This window comes from Aquimarina muelleri DSM 19832 (assembly GCF_000430665.1).
GTDB classification, from domain to species: domain Bacteria; phylum Bacteroidota; class Bacteroidia; order Flavobacteriales; family Flavobacteriaceae; genus Aquimarina; species Aquimarina muelleri.
The window spans coordinates 195,790-216,928 of record NZ_AUML01000004.1 but is presented as its reverse complement, the minus strand read 5'-3'; the positions used below and the strand labels follow the sequence as shown (position 1 = coordinate 216,928).

Here is a 21,139-nt window from a genome sequence, read left to right as displayed (position 1 = left end):
AAAAATCCTCTTGATCAAAAGATCAAGAGGATTAAGTACTCCAAACGGGACAGATATCGAACTTTTTACCAGAAGATTGTGATCTAATTCTTCAATATTCTATCGTATTAAAAAATGCTTGTTTTCTATGAAAAACCATAGAAAACAAGCATTTTTTTTCTTCATTTATTCATCAAACATCATCCAAATGAAAACTTATTTTAATCATCACGATATTCATACCAATCACATTTTTGACTTTGAAACGGATTGTTTTTTTCACGATCCCATAGAATATAAAAAAAGTAAACTAGAAAAATACTTTCTTAACTGATCCAAAAACTGAAATTCAAAATAATATCCTCAGCGCAGTTAGAGGTATTTAAAAGTTATATACATCTAAAACTTGGTTTGAATCTTCGAAAAATTATACATATCTAAAAACATAACTTTGCGGTTTTGTAGTAAACCTATTAATCATGCCTTAATACATGACATACTACCAAGGATGAAACAAATTTTTGATCAAGTAGAGAATAACTTCGTTTATAAACTCTTATTTCTTACAATTTGTATAAAATTGCTGAGATAATATATTTGGATGCTAAAAATATTTTCAGTGAGATGTTCCTGCAGTATTAGCTTTTTTACTTGCAAGGGAATTAGTTCCCTTGCAAGTAAAAAAAAACTAATTAGTAGTAGTAACTGAAGCTACTATTTTTGGTTTTTGAGGCCCTGTTTCTGTTCTGTCAAGATAATATGCCAAAAAAGTAATGGAACTATCTGCCGGAGGAGCATCATTAGAAAAGAAACTAAAAGTTATATTTCCTGAATACTCAGCAGGAACTGAAGATTTTATTCCGAAACTGCCATTAGGGTCTGAAACTTTTGTTTTGTCTAATGTAATAACTGGGTTTGGACCTGTAGGATTATCAGAAGAAAAACTGATATATGTACCTATAGGAATATTTTTGCAGTTTAACTCAAAGCTCATCTCTCTTGCTGTATCACCTTGATTATACGCAAAAGTAGTTTTCCAACGTAATTCAGGTATTGGTGGTGGAGTTGGATTGTTTATGGTCACCTTTGTCCAGCCAACGTTAATATTATTAGCTACATATTTCTCAAAATCAGTAACTCCAGTAAAATCCGGAGTTTTTCCAGATGGAACAACAACACCTATGAGATTATAGGCAGTTCCGCTATCTCTGCTGGGTGGTGTCCATAAATAAGGATTTTGACCTACTAAAATAGAACCTTCACTTTGACCAAGAACAGCATTGAAATAGGAGTTTGCCGAAGTTTTTAGCATATTATCAGCCCATTTTCTTGGGGTATTCAGATCCGTATCTTTTGCGTAATACATATACATATCACCCTTTTGTATCCCTGTAACGAGATCTTTACCTCTCATGTATATGTAGTTTTGCTTAGTCGCCTCTAAATCAGTATTTACATTTTCATCATAATTCCCGATAAAAAAAGATACTGGATCCTCAGCTTTTTCAGTACCGAATGGTATTACATCGGGTGAGTTTGATAAATCCCCAGTACGAGGAGTTGTTCCGTCATCACTTAAAGACACACGGATTAAAATATTTTGTGTTATTGCGTTTTCCATAATAAAGGAGTATTTGTTAAAATTTTATTTCCAATCATAATTATTTTGCCCCACAACAATGAGTCTTTGCGGACCACTACGTACATCTGAGTTTAATTGGGCATGCATATCTGTAAGCTGCTCTAAATATTGTTCATGATGAGGTCTTAATACTTCTCCTTTTTGCTTATTTAAGCCTCGCATTAAGATTGCAAATACCTCATCGGCAGACGGCATTCCCAGTTCGGCTGGAGATTTTGCTAGTGTATAAAGTTCCGAAGTGATATGAGTTGGATACGCAGCTTGTATAGATACCTTAGCCTTTGATAAATCTTTAACCCCAGCTGGTGCCTGTAGGTTAAAATAGATGTCACTTACATAATTAGCAGGAACATCCGCGACAATACCAGTGGTAAAGCTTGGTCCTGTTGAAACAACAGTAGGATCTAAATTAATAGGAGGTATTGGACCAGGTGCCCCTGCAGAAAAGGAAACAGTTGAGCCTATTGGTACGTTCTCACAAATAATAGTAAATTGAATTTTTGCTGCTTCAGTTCCTTGTTCATAATACATTTTTGCTCCTGTAAGGGTAACTACATTAGCATTTTGAACCGATATATTACGCCATGCAATTCCTCCACTTTTTGCTACCCATCCGGCAAAATCACTTATCTGTAAAGTATCAGGTATGGCGTTATCATATCCAGGAGAGGGTACTTGAGCTATCATACAATAATGGTCTGCAGTAATATTATCAGGCACCCATATTAATGGCTCGCTCATAACTCCTACCGCTCCCGCTTCTGTTACCAATGAAACAGGTTTTCTTGAAGGAGTTTGAGTTAGTTCAGTCCACTTATTTGGATAAGAAAGTACAGAAGCAGGTGTCCAAAATAAGTGCGGTCGGGAATCTCCACTGTCATCTATTTTAGACGACGAAAAATTCTTTCCTCGCAAATAAATATAGTTTGTTTGCTGTGCTTGAAGTGTTTTACCTACGTCCTTGTCATAATTATTTTTGAAAAAAGTTTGAGGATCTGACACAGGCTCGGTTCCATAAGGGATAATGTCTGGAGAGCTACTTAATGCTCCCGGTCTGGGGATATTATTTGTCTGTCCAAGGGCAGATCGCATAAAAATTCCATTGTAAGTTGACATAATGTTTGTTTTTAATTAATAGTTAAAAATTCAAAGTTCTTTTAATTAGTTGCAGGTGAGTATGCCCATATATCTTTATTTGTCCCTTCGCTATTGGTTCCCCCTCCAATACACCATAAAGAGTTTTGGTATTCAAGACCAGAAGCTCCTTTGATATTGGAGATTCCTGATCTGGCACTCCAGCGTTTTGAGTTATTCATCATATTCAAATCATTAATTCCTTTTCCATCCTTTCCTATTCCTCCACTCAAATACAAACCGTTGCTTAATGCAGCAACTGCGGGATAATATCTAGCTTGCCAGTTTACTCTTAAAAGGCTCCACTGTTTACCGTTAGTACTATACCACACATCATTTGTTGGGGTTCCATTTTTCTCATCTCCTCCTGTTAGACCTCCTAGTATGTATGCTTCATTATTGTATACCGTAATACCAAATGCCCCACGACCTTTCTCGAAAGCCTGTTCGGTTTCATTAACCCATGTTTTACCGTCTATACTACTCCAAACATCTTTAAGGCAATTGCCTGTAGCGTCAATTCCTCCTACTATAAAAATTTTATCGGCACCAGGTAATACAAAGCATCCAAAGCTTCTGCGTGCAGGCCATGCGGCAGTTCCAGTTTCTTGTGCCCATGTTATTCCGTCTTCAGAACTCCAAACATCATTTAGACAATTTGCTCCACCAGGTATTTGCCCGCCCATTAACCACATCTTGTTTTTAAAAATTATTCCAGCACTATAGCTACGCGGTTGCCAGGCAGTTGCGTTGGTAGCTGGCAACCAGCTTACCCCATCAAAAGAATAGTACACTGAATTCATAAGATTACTGGCCATTGCCCACATATTGTTTTTATATTTTAATACCAATGGGGGCTCAGAAAACTGAAATGGAGCATTTGAGGTAGCTTTATACCATCCTAAGGGCAACGGGAGCAGTTGTAAGCTTGTCATTTCGCTTCCTAAAGCATTTTGTGCAATTAGGGAGTAAGCTATTCCTGTATTGGGTACTATTGTTAGTCTACCATCAGCCAAATTATTCTGTTCTACTTTATGAATGGTACCATATTGTATTGATGCCGATACAGCAGATTTAACATCCCACGAAAGCTCAATAGATTCTCCTAAACGAGCTCCATAATCTGGTGTAGCTTTAAAATTGGTAATACTAACAGGGTTAATAGTTATGGGAACTGTTTTTACGGATGTTTGGTTTCCTTTATTAGTTGCTGTGATAATAAATGTAGTATTCTCCCAAATTTGTACGTCTTTAGTGCCTTCCGCAGATAAGTCATTATAGTTACCTGGTGATATAGCTATAGTATCTGCATATTTTACATCCCATAAAAGGGTAATAGTATCCCCTGCGTTTACCATTTTTTCATTTGAGTCGAAGTTTACAATTTCAGGAGGACTTATTTGTATCGTAACTTGTTTGGATATATTGGGACCTTCGCCGTAGGCAGTTAGGGTATAGGTAGTAGTGATACCTGGGGTAACATCTACAGAATCATTTACTTTAATGGAAGAAAAATCTCCGGGTAAAAGAGTTACTCTAGCCGCTGCATTAGTAGCCCATGATAGTTTGCTAATAGCACCAGAATTTATTTCTACCGGATTGGCGGAATAAAGCGTAATATCTAAATCGCTAGCGATTTTAGTCACTTGCTTTTCCAAAGTAGGGAAATCATTTCCTGCATTTTCGGTAATAGTTAATAAAGCTGTGCCTTTTGCTTCATTTACGGTAATCCCTTGTAATTGAAATGTAATACTTTCTCCTGCCTTAAGCCCTGTTACCGGTGCAATAGGGCTTGACCTGAAAGTAGCATCAGAAAAGTTCTGAAAATCCCATTTTGTGGGTTGAAATGAAACAGGGGTAATGGATGAAGGGTCGCTAGTAAGTGCATTTGCATCCGTTTCGTCTACATTTACGGGTAATGCTATTTCAAAGCCCGCTAAATCAATATCGCTATCAGTGGTATTACTTACTCCAATGGTAAGTACAGCTTTTGACGGGTTGCTTGCATCACGCGTATAATATACCTGGGCAGGCATAACGCTATATTCCAGCTTTATTTTATTTTCGTCAGAAACACTCATTATTTTTTAGTATTATTTTTTATTGCATTTGATAATTTTAACCAGCCGTCTTTCAATACATAGTTATTACCAAAACGAGCTTTTGTATTGGCTTGTCCTATGTCTGTTATTTCTTCCCAAGTGGTTACTCCGGTATGTTGTATCCAGGACCATTTGCCTACTATTTCTGATGGGAGCGGCATAGATAGTTTAGCAGGATCTGTAATTAAAGGGCCTGTACGGAAAGTAACGTTCATGTTGGTTAGCGCATCCTCTACCAAAGGCCCTGGAAGTACATTTAGTTGTACTGGCAAGATGCCTGTTATGGCATTCATATCTCCTCTAGGATCAACCACAATAAACACTTCTTTATCGAGATCCGTTAGGGATAACGATACCGGAATATCTGTTATATAGTCAGACTTTGTTTTGTCTGGTTTTAATAAACTATTGAAAGATGAAAAATCATCGAAGAAATATCCGATTGTTCCATCTTGAGGGTCTTGTAAACAACCTATTTGAACAGGAAAAGGTACTTTTTCATAATCGCCTGTTACATTAAGAGTAGAATTGAGCCAGCTTTGATTATATGTTAAACCATCCCTCAAGGTATATTGCATTTTGGTACGTACTAATGCCAGAGGTCGCCCAATAAAAACCGAAATAAGTTCGTTTTGCCTTCCTCCAAGTGGCTCTACCGTCCAAAGAGTCTCATCGATAATAGACAAGAAATCATTAAAGGCTGCAGCATTATTAGTTTGTTGTAGCAACTTATCCACAAAGTTGAGCATATACTTATTCTCGATAGACTCACTTAGTGGAGCACCAACAGGTACATTTATACCTGGTGATGTATCCCAACGTAACGTTTCATTATTAAAATCTCCTGTAAGTAATAGTTCCCCCATTAAGTCTCCCGTAGGGGTGTATAATGAAAGTCCTTTGTCTAAATGGTTAGGCAATAACCATCCTGCTATTGGGTTTACTGTTTGGTTTTCTTGTAGCGTATCGGGTTTGCCGTCACCACTCAATAAATTAAAATCAAATCTAGCACTTTGTGTAACTCTCGGAGGTAATTGTACTAGATTGGGGTCATTAGAGGTAGTAACTCCAGTACCTAAAACCGGATGATAATTTGCAGGATCTTGACCTACTGCGGCTATTGGGTTAAATACTTGCCCGAAATCATCTATTATCCAAAGTTTGCTGATTTGGAAATGCCCAGCACGGATGGGATAAAATCCTGTAGCTTGATCAGGTACAGGAGATTGTTCTGTCATTTCATCGGTAAGGCGTGCAATATTCTCTGGCGGGGTATTTAATTGATCCGGGGTAAGAGATAATAGCATCTCATTTAGTCCGCTGATACTTTGTGAAAGAAAATCCCAATTACTTACCGTATTTAGAAAGCTTTTCAAACCTGGAAAGCTACCTGTGTCTTCAAAATATTTTTCAAGCTGAGCTTGCATGGCAAAAGTGCTTTTTGGGGTAATAATTGTACTACCGCTTAGCGTAACTCCCGAACCTGACACAGAAGTATTGCTGTTCCAGTCATACTCTAATGTTTCAGCATTAAATGTCCAATTTTTAAGCACATCGGAAGGGGTGGTGGATGAAGGAATCCATTTTATTTCCCACGACATATATAACGGAGACCATGGAGCTGCCCATAGCTGTACTGATATTTTTGAAGGAATAATACCTATAAAACCTGAAGCATCTGTTACTGCTTGTTTATCGAGTCCGTATATATCAGCATTCCAAGCCGATGTTTGCTGTGTGGCTACAATATCTGTATAGGAATCTGTAAAGTCGATTGAAAGTAGTTTGCATGCTTCTTTTGCTATTGTTTCAGCATTAATAGTGTCAAAAAAGTAATCCTCACCGTTTAATCCAACTGTTTCTTTGGGTACCAGATCGAGGGGTATATTTATGGTTGATAGTGTAACATCTGATGCAGTAACTGGCTGTTCATCTTGCTCTGGTAGAGCCACTTTTAAACCAGTAATATTTTGACCTGTAAAGCGGGTGAATAAGGCCCCATTTGAATCAAATCTACCGTCTTCACCATGTCGATACGACCTGTGTGCACCATATACCAGTACTACCGGGTCATTAGCTTCATGGTATCGGTTTCCTGTATTGCTTTTTAATGTCTGTGAATCAGGAAGGTCTTTCTTTATATCAATTTTAAGTTTATCTATTTGATTAGCAAGTGCATCTACATCTTGTTTTAGTTGAGTAACTGCTGACTCATTTGTAGGTAATATATTTTGCAGACTAGTTTGTATAGTAGCCCATTGTTCTTTGGTAACTCCTTGTGGCGGAGTTCCCCAAAATGTACCTGCTTTTCCTGTTTTCCACCAATTGCCAAAAAGGTTTTGGCGGGTCATTTTTAGTAAATGCGTTTTTGTATTGTATATGACTTCTTTTTGGTTAAGTGCTATCAATTGTTGGAGTTTTTCAGAACTTATATCTGGAGTTTCAGGCTTTTTAGTGTCTTCTATATACCAATAAGTTTCGGCATCGTGATTGGCAAACCATGCTTTAAAAACCGCTCTGTAAAGCTCATATTGTCCCCCTTGAGTTTCATATTTATCTAATAGATTATAGTTAAAAGCTTCTAAGAGTTCAGCCGCTGCTTCTGCTGCTTCCTCTGTTTCTCCTCCTTGTATCAATTCATACTTTACCAGTGCTGACAAGGCATCTATAGCGGTATTTGCTATCGCTATCTTGGGTTGCTCATTGGCAGGCATGCCCGGGTCGTATTGTGGTACACCACTTTGCAGTTTACCGTTTTTACCTAACCAGTTTACTTTGTATATCATACCATGACACAATGTGCGGGAAGGATATAGATCTTTTATTTTATCTGGGTCAACCATTATGCCATTGGTCGTTGCCCAAGTTATCCAATTGTTTACGGCACGCTGTAAATCGTTGGTATTACCTATCGTCCATTTTAGGTTGTCCATTAAAACTAACCACTCATCAAGGGTAGTAAAACTGTTCAAAGGATCGTTTTCGGCTTCACTGTACCATCCTGCAACCGAGTAGGTAACCTCCTGAGAGGTGTCTATTATATCGCTCATGTCATCACGAAATGAAAATACTCCATTTATGTTAGAGGTAAAGGCTGCAAAAGCAGGATTACCAGGTCCAATGGCTTGTAAAAACTTTTGTTGTGTAAGTCCTGCTTCTCCTTGCCATTCGCTTCCTGTTATTGTTTTTCCTAGTTTGGTAACCGTAGGTGTATTTTGTGAAGGATCTAGAAAAAGGTTTAAACCATCGCTAGGATTTATATAATCACTTTGCAATACCCACGTTTTGGTTTTGCCTCCATAATAGCGAATTATAAGCCATCGATTTGGTGCCATAGGATAATCGATATTGCCTAATTCGTCTTGTTTTCCATGGGTTAACCCATCTGGTAATGCCCAATGTAGTGTAACACCAATTTCAGGTTTAGTGCCTTGAAACATATTAGGTCGAACACCTTCAAACTTGTTGGTGTTATTGTATTTATAGACATTACAGGCCCAAGGTAAATTGAGAGATGGCGATGTTACCACAAGTGCCTCTAAATCTACGGGAACCATTAGCGATGGGCTGTCCCATAAAAACTTCGCAGTGTTATTGGCTTTTTCTTTTGTCATAGTATCATGCAATTGGTGGTGGTTTTAATAATCGATACAGTCTTTTGGGTTAGGTGTTGTTGGAGTATACCCACTTAAAAACTGTTGTTGCTCAGCTGATTTTATAAGTTGTAGCCCCATATCGGCAGGAGATAAATCGCCACTACTGCTTAGAGCATCGTGTTTTTTTAGTATAGCAATAAGATTGGTTTTAGTTCCGTTTATATCTATGACACCTTTATCACCACTACGGTAGGCAATTTTGGCTTTATTTTCTGGTGCTATACCTCCTACGGGTTGCCCCACAGGTTGACCGACATGATACCCCATATAGCGAGGTATTAAGAAGCCTGAATTCTTTTCCTTACTATCAGTTATACAACCAAATGATAGTCCTTCTTTAGGTTCGTTAAACGCTATCATTTTAGGCATTTTTGCATATAGACAAAGCATTACATCGGGGGCAAGGCGCTCCATGCGCAATGCAGGTATTTTATTAGTAGGTATTGCTTTATTGTTCGTATCGATAGTATAATCTTCATACGCTAGAATCTCTAGCCCTGGCCATCCAGATATAAGCTGCGACCGTATTAATAGTCCAGAAACAGCTAAATCAGTTGTTACTGTTTCGGGCATTTCAGCTTTTGCTATTTTACGACGTACCATTTGCATAGCTCCTTGTACATTTTGTTGCAGTTGAGTGTACACGGCTTCTATCTGTGCTGTATCACGTGAGGAGTGTGAACCAATGCTTAATGCGCCATCCAGCATACTATTGGTCCAGTTAGGATCTACATAAAAAAAACGCAGGGATTCTTTAGGTAGCATACCACTATTAGGTACTAAGTGTTCAAAAGGAACCCCATATAGTAGCGATAGTTTTCCTAACCAGTTTTCTAGGTTTTCGGGCAAGGTGCTTTCATTAAAGTTTGTAGTGACGTGTAAACTGTGTACTGTTTTGGTATTACCTTTTAAGGCTGAAATATATTGTGCGTTGCTGGGCAAGTTCTTTTTCATGATATTCTTTTTTCTATCCTTAAAATCGGTCTTAATAATTATGTTTTTCTTTTAATATTTCCTTCATTTTATGAGCGATATTAGAACCATGTTTTAATAGTTCCACAACCTGTTGTTGATTAAGTAAGCCCGGTAATCCTGCTATCCGGTTTTCTGTCCCTGTTGGATCTGCTTTTTTTACAAGGGGTTGTTTTATGTTATCTTGAGGGCAAACTTTTTGGACAAAGCTTGTGGTTAGGAAATCACGAATCATATAACTGATAGCCTTTTTATTGGGAGCTTTATTACCTAGCAAATTGATATTGGTTTCAAAAGCTCCTTTAAGACGATTATAGGCTTTTTGTTGTTCTAGTTGCAGATTTTGACCTACTTTTTGTTCTTTACGCCATTTCATCAATCCAACTGCAAAATCAGAATCCGATAATGCCAGTAGCCTCCCTATTTGCCATGCAACTGCATATGAAACATCAAATAAGCCCGTGGTTTTGTCATATATCATTCCTGTTTCGGCACTAAAAAAGGGCTCTAGGTTTGCATTGTTTAACTTTACGGGAATACAAGGTCCACGATACCATGCTGCTGTATGTTCACCACCTCGAGTATCGTAGTTTAATGCCACATAGCCATCGTGAAAGGCTGCTGCTACTAGTTTTTCTTCTTCACTTTCTGTTTGTTCCGGTTTGTTTTGTAAGCGTAAAGAGCAGTTATCTAGATTTTGCGCTAAGTTGCCAAAGGTTTCTCCTTTCGCAGGCAATACAGTAAAACTCCAAGTAGCCAATACTGCCATTCGTACTTTTTTATACGTATCTGGTATGGCGGTGCCACCATGCAGGTATTCGCTAAATCCTTCTAATGAAACCAGACAGGCTATATATGAAGTATTCTCATTTTTATCAGTTACTGGAAAGCGGTTACCTACTACTACTGAAAACCAGCCATCTTCGATATCGCCCCTAAGTTCTTTATTTGCCATATCTACTTCACGACAATGTGCTAAATACCGTAGTTCATCTTTAGCCGGTACTATGTCGTTGAAAGTATCAGTGGATACATCTACTATAAGGCATTGAAGGGCTTTTTGCTCATCGGTTACATCTTTAACATCGGGGGGTAGAATACTGTCATCATCCGGAGTAAGCAATTTCGCTACCGTTGAGTTTTGTGCTTTGCTTACTTCTTCTTCAGTAAAAAGCAACACTGCAAGCCAAGGTGTTGGTGGGCCAGTTTGCTGTTTGTCATCTATAGTGCGCTCCCAGGGCAAAGTGCGTTTGGTAAGCACTATATGTGGTAAATTGTTCTCATAATGCCCCTGTTTATTGGCAGGAGGAAAGATAGAGTATACCATTGAAGGATCAAGAGTAAAACGGGGACCGTCTACCAAAAACTGTTGTTGTTTATTGTAGGTTTCATTAAGTGATTTTTTGTTCCAAACTACTTGTTGTTCTGTTTCAATAGTATAGGTAGCTGAAGTTAGTGGAGGTAAGCAATAATCGTATAATTGCATTTGTGGATCCTCTTTTCCGTCTACTGTGCTTTTTATAAGAAATTCAGAGTTTTTCATTTGTTTATTTATTGTGCTATTGTTATTACAGTACCTTTTTGCGCAGGTGCATTTATGCTAGGAACTGGGGGTTGTAATACGACATCTTTCCATTGGTTTTTTACATTATCTATTTCTTCTGTTAGTCCTAAGACACCCGAAATCATGGTGTCATAATCTGTTGAAGTTGCGTATATAAGTGTATAAGGTCCTGTACTACTGGATATATCAAAAAGTAAGGCTGTTTCATACAGTCCGTCTATTACAGCAGAGACGATAACCTCTTTATAATCAATAATTCCGTTATTTAGGAATCCTATTTTTACTATTGGCGACTTGGCGGTGCAGGCTACATGATTATCTTTATTTTTAATCAATACGACTACGGTTTTTAAACCTTGCGGCAAAAGGGTTTCAATACCTGCAAAGTAGGTCTGATTATCCCCTTTAGTCATTACATTTGATAGTACCATATCCAACCCGTTTACCAATCCGTAACCTTGTGTATACCTACCTTTTTTTGCACGTATAGGGCTATCTGGCATTGCTATTGCCCCTACACCTGTGAGTGCATTAGGGTTTACCAATGTAAGTTCAGACGTAACGTGCCAACCATATGCATAGGGCAAGCGGAGTTTTGAAGTACTTAATCCAGTTAAAATCAGTTGTGAAACATACTGTGGCAATTCTGTTGTTTTATTCAATATTTTAGTTCCTTTCAGTTGATTATGATCATCGAACCATGCTCCAAATACCTTTGTATCACCATTAACAGTAAGAGTTGATGTGGATATGGGATCAATGTCTATAAGGATAGATACACCAGGGTTGATGTTAAAGTGTTGTTGTGCTGGGTTTTCATCAGTAGTAAGCTCCACACCTTGTTTTACAGCATTTTCTTTCCACCCATTGGTAAGTGATATATCGTAAAAACTCCCTTTGGAAGGTTGGGTATCTTTAACATCGGTAAGTGAAGCCGAGAAGAACACTGGTGATGGTAAGGGAGGGCGCGCATATTGGGTAGCTATACCACGTAGTTTTGCAGGTTGTGGTGTAGCTGTCACTGTTTTAAGCATTGGCTGTATTGTTGTTGTTTTCAGGCTTAAAGTCGAAGCACCCAAAGCTTCTACACTATTAACTAATGCTATACTGCCTAGTTCCCCCAACATAGGGGGCGACTGGAATGTAAATGAAGCATATGCAGCCATTTGGTCTAATCTACCCTCAACAGTTACGTTTATACCTGCACTTAGAACAGCATTAAGAATTGCTTTACGCTTTATAACGATGGTTGTATTCATAACCGTATTTTCTATTACTTCCAAAGCATTTATATCGGTATGTGCAGCTGCTGTTGGGTGGAGTTCAGGATTATTGGCAAGTGGTAATGTCCGGAATGCCCACCAAACATAATCAAGATTTGAAAGCGGGAACATAGGAGGACCACCTGTTGGCAATTTGTCATCTGTAGATTTTAGGGCTACAGAAAAACCTACCAATGCATTCGGTATTATTTTGGCTCCAATCTCCGTTTTACCATTATTAACTGCTCCCCACATAGATTCGGGAATACCATTTAGACCTTCGGTTATGTTCCATTTATCGAAATCGGTATACGGGCTCCCATCCTGCTTCATTGTGAATTTGAGGGTAGATATTTGCCCTTCTGTTCCGAATACTACGGAACCCATTGGACGAATCCCGAATTTTACATCACTCGTTATAACTTGATCTGAACCAGTAATTGTAATTTTATTAATTGGTATAACAGTAGTTACTTCAAAAGAAAATCCGGTATTACCTATTTGCCATAGGGTCGGACTGGTTTTGCTAATGATAGGATCAATGTTTGGTAACTCTTTCAGCAGACCTTTTAACTGTTTTATATGAGTAACCTGTTGTACAGGTAAATTCGATTCTGCCTTACTTACTGTAGTAACCAAACCTTTTGTTTGGTTTTGAGGTTGTTGTTGTGGAGGTGCGGGAGGAGCTTTTTCATCGGGCAAGAAGCCTGAATTAAAGTCTGTCCAATCAATAATTGTAGTAGTATTTGGGCTGGTACCTGATGCACCAAAGCTTACTGTAAATGATATTACCCACCAATGTATTGTAGCTTTACCTGCCATTTCAGGCCCCCACAAATGGATATTAGCTCCTAATTCTACTTTAAAAGTAGTAGTCCAAATTACTTTTACTGTGTAGGACGCTCCTACACTTATACCTATACTAATATCATAATGGAAAGGATTCCACATAATAAGAAAGTCAGCATACGCAGTGAACCATGCTTTAAGGTTACCGTCTTTGAATACAGCTTCTAATGAGCCGCCTGCCATTACAGCTGAACCTGTAAGGGCAAAGTATGCTCCACCTTTAATACTTATAGTATTGTCTACCTTCCAACTAAAGCCCAATCGGGGTTCGTCAGGAAAGTAAGCAGGCTTTTTAAAGGCAGGATGATATCCTCCCAGTGTAAATACAAACTCCCCAGCGCTGGCACCCGGTTGTGGTTGGTTTTTAAACCAAACGTAAAAGGCTAATCCACCAGTAAGTTTACAGTTGGGATCAATAACATAAGAAGCGGATGTAAGTACGGCTTCAATAGCCAGTAAACCTGATGATGCTTTATATGTGACTTTAAATGCCATTTCTGCACCTACATAGGTATGTCCTTTTTTTGGTAGTTTTAGACCTGAAATCCCTACTAAGGCTATTTCAAAATCATCGCCAAAAATCACCATTAATACCGCTTTTGATTGTATGAGCTCAAAAGAAGCTACATTGAGCCCTGCGGCTAACCAATATGACCCTAATTTTGGCGGTACTATTGTGGTGCCTAATGCTTTTAGAGCTTCTTCGTTGGTAGGAGGCTTGCCATCTGTTCCTCCCAATGCCGAAGGAGAATCAATACCCGCTACGAATGGGAAGTTTTCTATTTGATTCGCAGGTGGTATATTAATGGTACGGTTGTATCCGAATCCACCTGATAATCCATTGATGAAGAAATAAGGAGGTCCACCAATAGGCGCATTGAGGTAAGCAAAAATGAACAATGACGGATGGCTGTCTATCAATGCGTAAGCTCCAAAGGCTCCCACTCCAAAAGTGGATGTTTGTATATGGGCTTGTCCTGTATACTGAATATAACCTGCTGAATCGTCTTTCAAAAAGCCTCCACCAATTGATACAGCTCCTGCGTTGTAGGATATGTCAAGCCCTGCAAGGTCTAAGGTATATTTATCGAATGCAGTTGGATTGGAGATGGGTATTCCAATGTCCAATTCTACTAAATTCATCATCAATCCTGCTAATGAAACCTCGCCATCAAACAAGAAGTCAAGGCGTTTAGGGTCCACATCACCTTTCCACCCGATACCTATTTTACGGCACTGCAAGGGTCCGAAGGCACGCATTATGGAGATCCATATTTTGTCGGTTGGAATGTCGTTTGCATCATATAACTGGAGCTCGAAATTTTTTGAGTTAACCACATATGAAGCTGATATTGAAAACGATGGGTTTATAGGATCTGTTGTTCCTTTATTACCACCAGATGCAACTAAGTTTTGTGCTACCGGATTTGTGTTATCACTTTGGCTGTCAAAACCTGGTCCTAAGGGAACTCCTAAATGATATAGCATTATACCGCCACCAAAATCAGTTTTAAGCCCGTCAATATCTAAGGATACATATGCACGCGGTTGTACGGATTGGATACTTACTCCCTTGGTATTGATAAGTGGTTTTTGGTCGTTTGCACCTGCAAAGTCAAGCCCAATACTTATTAATTCAAATTTAGGAAGGAATGAAAGTGATTTAGTGTCGGTGTCTTGAGTGATAAAATATACTGCCATACCAGGTTCACTATCCAGTCCAGTCCAATTATTGTCTTTGGTTTGGTTTCCAAAATATTTACCTAGTTGTAGCAGTAGTTTAGCACCATCCGTATTTAGTGTGTTGGTAACTTCTATATCGGTAATTTGTATTAGAATACCATAACGTTTGTTGGTGTTTTCCGTTTCACTCTGTACAAATATTCCGCCAGTTTTTATAGGTACCACACATGTACCATCCAATATATTTAGCGCCGAGAATATAAGTTTGGTTACGATATCTAGCGGTTTGGAAAGATCGAAAGCTGTTTTTAGATTACTTAGATAGTAATTATTGTCTTGCTTAGTTAGCAATCCCCAATCGGTTAATACCTTTCCTGGGATGCCTTCTATACTACCAATAGTGGTTTTGTCGAGCCAGTTTTTTATGGATGTGATTGAAAGAGCAGTATTGGCTACAAATGGCACTAGGAATTCTACTCCAAAATTTATTATCCATTGCGCTACCGTTACATCTGTTCTTCCTGCAATTTGTAATTGAGGGGTAGGCAATAGTTCTACAGATAGTGTACCCTTTTCAGTTGAAACAGTTACAGGATAAAAATTAAGGTTAGGACCTTGTATGCTTTCCAAATCGCCTGTTAACCCAAATTCTAAAATGGGTTGTGGGGCATTCGGTATATTATACGCACTAAAGTTAGCGCCGACTGTAATGTTTATTTCGTATTTTAATTTAGGATTAAGATAATCTGGCATTACAACACCTACTCCAGTATTGCTTAGTCCAATTGAAATCCATTCGTAACTTGCAACAGGTTCTAACCATAATCCAAATACGATTTCACCAGCCATTTCTTTCAGGCCTATCAACACAGCTGCTTTTGCGCCTACATTAGTAAATGTATGTTCGTACTGTAATAGTTTATTGTTGCTTATAATGCTAAAACCTTCCAGTTTTAGTATATCGGTTACAAAGGTATTTATTCTTGGAAGGGTTTTAATAATGTTTGTCTCTGTAAATTGACCTAATGGATCTTTATAAATAGCATCAAAGAAATCGTATAGCGCTTGTCCATTAGTAATCCCTGTAAGAATAGAGATACTTTCAATAAATGGTTTTAGTCCTGAAGTGGGATTTTTAGTAATATACTCATTGTACGCTCCAAAAAGTTTGTCGCCAATTATTTTTAATAATGCCCCAACTGTTTCGCCGCTTATGAATTGGTTAAGTCCATCAAATGGCAGTAATTTAAATACCGTTGTATTTGCTTTTGCATTAAGAGTAAAAGCTTGTTTTTCATAGATGGTAGTTATACCCAGTGTATTGCTATTACCAATGTCGTAGGTCATATTTATGCTCCCGTCAATAGCAAGTCCATTGGAGGTGCCAAAACCAATACCTGTACCTAAATTTATGATTGGTGCTCCCGAAGGTAATTCAGGCATGAAGGTTCCTTGAAGATTTGCTCCTTCATCTTCATTAGCATATAATATGAACGATACGCCCCAAGGTAAACCTGTAAGTTGTACACCGTCTTTTTTACTGTCATGTTCGTAAGAACTTAGTTTAATGTCATGGTTTTCAATACCAGCGGCATCTGTAATGGCATATAGCAGCTTACCTAAAGTACCCAGTGATATCCCTCCATAACCATTGCCTAATACTGCTGGACTCATTAGCCAATCAACAGGATGCATTAATATGCCGGTTAAAGGTTTTATAAGTTCTATGCCTTCGACATCCGAAGTTAGACCTAGTACTTTAAAAATATTCTTAACTGCTGGTGTGTTTGGTACTACAAAATCGTTCAGGTATTTTGTGCTGAATGAACTTAACAGAGTAATTGGTACTTGTGTCCCAATTTGTTTTAAGTAAGCTGTAGTATCGCTAGGAAAAGGCCATAATGGTAAAGGCTCAAATGCTTGAGGGAATGTACCAGGCAAGCCTTGCAGGTAAAAACCGTAAATATTGCTTAACTCACCATCTTTAAAGCTGGGAGCATATTGGAAAGCCAGTGCGGATGATAACGTTTTTGATCCAACTGCTACATTATTGGTAATACTAAATGATTTTGTATTGATAATTGTACTCGCAAATAGTTGTATCTCATTACCAATTGTAATGGTTTTGTCTTTTGGTATTTGTATGGTAACAATAGTTCCACTGGTATCAACACTGAAGTAATTATTGGTTGACGGGATGACTTTGGTGAGTGCAGTTACCAGATGTTTTACCAAATCACCATCGTTAAAAAGCTTTGAAACACTTGTTTGCAGATAATTAACAGGGGTATTTATAAATGTCAGCCAGTTGTTAAACTGTGGTATGAAATAGTCATTATAGTCTTTTGTTAGTGATAAGGATTCAAGTAAGTACTGTATTCCTTGCCATGTTTCTGGTAAGTCAAAATTTTGATATCCCATTAGCTGTGCCAATGATTGTATCAGCCTCGAGCATTCTTGGTTGGTTTCCAATACCTTTAATGTTTTAGTAAAGAAATATCCACCAGGGTTTGCTAATACAGATGCCCATGCTCCTGGGTTAAATGAATATACTTTGGTTACAGTATCTTTATCCAGTAACTCTAGTAATGTAAGTATATTCAAAAAGGCTTGTAGTTGATCAAACTGTCCTGCATTTATAGTATCAGACAGTTTGCCCATTAGCGCATTTATTAATGAGTTGAACACTTCGATACCTTGTTCACATGTAAATTGTGGTTTGCCTTCAATCTGAACTATTTCAATAGTGGTAGGCTCTTGCCCTGCTTCCCATTTACTATCTAAAAACCTAAAAATAGGTAGTAATATTAAACTACCTTTTTTCAGTTGTAAAACACCTCCTATTTGTACTTTGCCAATGGTGATTTCTCCCAATTCGAACAGGGGGTTGCTTTCAGAAGGGTTTTGCATACAGTTTACCAACGAAATATTGGGATAATTGTTCGCTGCAGTTTTTGTGCTTCCATCCAATATAAAACCAGGTACATCAGCCCGTAGCAAGGTGGTTAGTTGCACCGAATGAGCCTCGTTTGTAGCAAAGTTACGTTGTACTCCAAAACCTGTTTGCTCATCTTGTTTCCAGGTAAGCACATCTATATTAAATACATCTGGCAGGTTGAATAACCAAGGGTCAGTCATGCTACCCGAAGGTATTATGGTTGGTTCAACAGGTACAGTATTGGTCATTGCCCAACCGATCATACGCATTAGTGGTTCCATGTATTTACTATCGACATAGAGTTTACTAAGTTGTGTTTTAATATTAGTCCAAGGGTTTTCGAAATTAGTTATGGTGAGTACAGGCCAGTCATCTGGCAATACCAATCCAACTGGGATGGGGAAGTTATAATTGGGATGTTCTTTACCGTCGATAATTTCAGGTAAGTTGGGTAACATACCTAATAGTGTGGTAAGTGTTATCCCCATACGTCCGCCATTTTCAAGCATGAGTAAACCAATTCCGTTTACAATGGCAGGAGTAAATTGTTTCAATTGTTCAGCACTCCATCCATCTGCACCAAATACCAAATTACCTAGTTCTATTTTGCCTGAAGTGGCATCAAGTTCTAGGCTTTCAATACCTGCTTCTACAAAAAAATTTTGGGTATTACGCCATCCACCTTGTACGTATATATCATTTGCTGCAATTAAAACCCCACCTATCGCAGGTGTTTGAAGTTTTTCATCGTTGTTGGCTTTAATTAGTAATTTTCCGGTAAGGGCTTGCATCCATGATGCATCCCAAGTACCGCTACCATCAGGTTGTGGTAGTTTCATTATCATCATTTCCGCCCCAAGATCAAACGAGGCGGATATAGCTTTATAGGTAAGTGGAATTGTAAAATCAAAAGATAAACCTAAGTCATTAGTTGATTTTATTGTAGTTGTAGGTTGCCACATGCCTAGATTAAGGGTAGCTGAACCTACTTTTAATATAGGAATTTGCCAAGGAGAACTATTGGTTCCTTTACCTGTAATAATAGTGCTATCACTACCCATTAGGGTGGCAAAGTCAGGTACTATGTATTGGAACAATGGATTGTTAGCATCATTATTAGTAGTAAGACATCGAGAATAATATGCTCCAATGGCGGCAAACGGATTTTTAATTAATAAATCCAACTGATCCGCAGAAAGTAACATTTTGTCTTTCAACGGCCAATCGCCAGTATAAGCTTTGGGTGGATCTATACCTAACACTGCAGTAAGAGCCTTCGCATATTTATTGTTTTCGCCAAAGAAGCTATTTATAGCATTACTTACTATTGGACCTATTGATTCTTCAATAGTTTTGGTACTAAAATTGGCAAGATCTATTAGAGGCCATGAGCCTATCGCAGTTTGTACGCCATATAATCTAAAATTAGGACTGGGTATTTCGCTGGTCGCTGTTTCAATATCGTATACAAAACCTACATTCATCTTGTCAATACTAAAAGGAGATGGATTTTCAGCATCTTCGATATGGTCTCCAAAAGTATCTGTTACAGCAAATAAAGGTTTTGTTTTATCAGTATTGGCGGCCGATGCAAGAATACTGTATTGAGGGAAGAATGTTATCTTGTTTTCTTGCGTCTGAGTAGCCGTAGATAATGGTATTGTGTAGCAAAGTATTTCGGCATTGGCTATTAGTGAAACTCCAAACTCAGGAATTGTGTCTATTGGAGTAATGGGAGATGATATGATACTAAAACCTGGGTATACGTTTATTTTATTATCTGTAGTTTTTTGCGTAGCAAAGCTTAAGTCTATATCAATATTAAACCCCCCTTCTGTATTAATATTTAACAAGTTAGACGTGAATGGTGAAAGCCTTGTACCATTTCCAATTATATATGATGTCCCATCAGTACTATCTTTACCTTTAAACAAGCAATACCAATCGTTTAACCAGGCTTTAAGCAAATCATTATTACTCATAATGTTTTGCAACCAGTTGGTAAATATGATGGTAACTTCTTCTGGTTTTTTCACTATACTATCCCAATCTATACCTGGTACTGGTCCCAGTAGACCTAATAATTCCATTACCGATTGTATCATTTTTCCTGCTGTGGCTGCAGGACCATCAAGTTTAGAAAGTTGTCCCCCTAAAACTGTAAGCGCTAATGTGATATTTTCTTGTACAGATGCATTCGCAATAAGATCGAATAAAGAACGGTTTGAACCTTGTTTTTCACCTGGTAATTTAAGGTTTAGAAAAGTAAGATCCAGTGATGGTATTTTACCATCGGTAAAATAGATTTGACTACCTGCCTTAAATCCATCGAACGATAGGCTGGCATTACCATTACCAGTGTTAAACGCACCATCTGAGCCAGTAATATCTATACCAGTTTCAACAGGATACCCGTTTTGACCTAAAATAAACTGAAAACTGTCATTAACATCTTTAGGTAGTAGTAATAATGGAAAATATGCGTAAGGCAAAAGCGTAAAGCTATCATACTTCCAGGTATAAAGAGTACCAAAGCCCATTTCTGTTGATTGCCCTTCAACAGGTTTAGTAGTTACTAAATAAACTCCTGTTGATTCAGCACCTCCGGTCTCGTTAGAGAAGGGATTTAATATAGGGTACCAAATACGATTTTCTATATGTTCCGGAGTACCTAATGCACTACCTGAAGAATCGCTCATTAATACGCTTACAAGTGAAAATAGTTCAGGTTTGCTAGGTACAGCACTTAGATATTTCCATGGATCTGCAAACCATTCTCCATTAAAAATATATTCTTCATTTTTTTTTATAAAAAGCCCTATAAGCTCTCCTATTTGGAGTGCAATAGGATTCATTTCATCCTGTGTTATTAAATCAGTCATATCTTGTTGAAGGCTTTACAGAACCTTTTGAATTTTACGTAATACGTTTTATAAAAATTAAAATCTGGATCAATAATGGGTATTTTTCAAATCCCCTATGTCTTTTATTCTTTGTTCCAGTAAAGGCTCAACTTCAAAGGATACACTTATCCTATTAGTTAATTCTCTTTCGTAATACATCAACTCTCCTAATACTGTATAAAATATAGTTAACTTGTTATCCGCATTTTATTTCTTATTGTTATCTCTAAATCTGATAATTCTAAAAAACAAGAGACGCTTAATCCTTAGTTTAAATATTGATAGGATAGTTTCTCAAACATTTATATTTAATTGGATACATAATTCAACTTATTATTAAATAATTAGTTATGTTATTAGGGGTACTTTTTTATGAATGCTATTCTACTAATGAAATTTGATATTGCAGATCTATTGTCCATTACCTACAGTATTTTAGGTCTCCGTTATTTCTG

At 37.8% G+C, this 21,139-nt stretch carries 7 protein-coding genes; all 7 read right to left on the bottom strand.

Translation table 11 applies throughout. From position 1 onward, the window contains the following. Window positions 1–667: 667 nt before the first annotated feature. Genes H527_RS0104145 through H527_RS21390 form a run of 7 tightly spaced genes read right to left on the bottom strand, consistent with a single transcriptional unit; the run spans window position 668 to window position 20,663 of the window. Window positions 668–1,600 carry a hypothetical protein gene (locus H527_RS0104145; protein ID WP_027411534.1) on the bottom strand — a complete coding sequence of 311 codons (933 nt, stop codon included), beginning with the start codon at window positions 1,598–1,600 and terminating at the stop codon, window positions 668–670. 24 nt (window positions 1,601–1,624) lie between these two features. After that, window positions 1,625–2,737, bottom strand: coding sequence for a hypothetical protein (locus H527_RS0104140; RefSeq protein ID WP_027411533.1), 1,113 nt, complete (start codon window positions 2,735–2,737; stop codon window positions 1,625–1,627). A 41-nt stretch (window positions 2,738–2,778) separates the two neighbouring features. After that, window positions 2,779–4,836, bottom strand: a complete 2,058-nt coding sequence (locus H527_RS0104135; protein ID WP_027411532.1) for a Kelch repeat-containing protein — start codon at window positions 4,834–4,836, stop codon at window positions 2,779–2,781. After that, a complete protein-coding gene (locus H527_RS0104130; protein WP_027411531.1) occupies window positions 4,836–8,471 on the bottom strand; it encodes a hypothetical protein in 3,636 nt (1,211 codons plus the stop codon). The genes H527_RS0104135 and H527_RS0104130 overlap by 1 nt, the downstream gene beginning before the upstream one ends. A gap of 24 nt (window positions 8,472–8,495) precedes the next feature. Next, window positions 8,496–9,467, bottom strand: a complete 972-nt coding sequence (locus H527_RS0104125) for a hypothetical protein (RefSeq protein ID WP_027411530.1) — start codon at window positions 9,465–9,467, stop codon at window positions 8,496–8,498. Window positions 9,468–9,498: 31 nt separating this feature from the next. After that, window positions 9,499–11,028 (bottom strand): hypothetical protein, encoded by a 1,530-nt coding sequence (locus tag H527_RS0104120; RefSeq protein WP_027411529.1) that lies wholly within the window; start codon window positions 11,026–11,028, stop codon window positions 9,499–9,501. 8 nt (window positions 11,029–11,036) lie between these two features. Beyond that, window positions 11,037–20,663, bottom strand: coding sequence for a DUF6603 domain-containing protein (locus tag H527_RS21390; RefSeq protein ID WP_035087340.1), 9,627 nt, complete (start codon window positions 20,661–20,663; stop codon window positions 11,037–11,039). Between the last annotated feature and the right edge of the window lie 476 nt (window positions 20,664–21,139).

What these genes read in the sequence shown, in the direction of transcription:
- H527_RS0104145 (WP_027411534.1), bottom strand. Translation starts at nt 1,600, where the DNA reads ATGGAAAACGCAATAACACAAAATATTTTAATCCGTGTGTCTTTAAGT.
- H527_RS0104140 (WP_027411533.1), bottom strand. Translation starts at nt 2,737, where the DNA reads ATGTCAACTTACAATGGAATTTTTATGCGATCTGCCCTTGGACAGACA.
- H527_RS0104135 (WP_027411532.1), bottom strand. Translation starts at nt 4,836, where the DNA reads ATGAGTGTTTCTGACGAAAATAAAATAAAGCTGGAATATAGCGTTATG.
- H527_RS0104130 (WP_027411531.1), bottom strand. Translation starts at nt 8,471, where the DNA reads ATGACAAAAGAAAAAGCCAATAACACTGCGAAGTTTTTATGGGACAGC.
- H527_RS0104125 (WP_027411530.1), bottom strand. Translation starts at nt 9,467, where the DNA reads ATGAAAAAGAACTTGCCCAGCAACGCACAATATATTTCAGCCTTAAAA.
- H527_RS0104120 (WP_027411529.1), bottom strand. Translation starts at nt 11,028, where the DNA reads ATGAAAAACTCTGAATTTCTTATAAAAAGCACAGTAGACGGAAAAGAG.
- H527_RS21390 (WP_035087340.1), bottom strand. Translation starts at nt 20,663, where the DNA reads ATGACTGATTTAATAACACAGGATGAAATGAATCCTATTGCACTCCAA.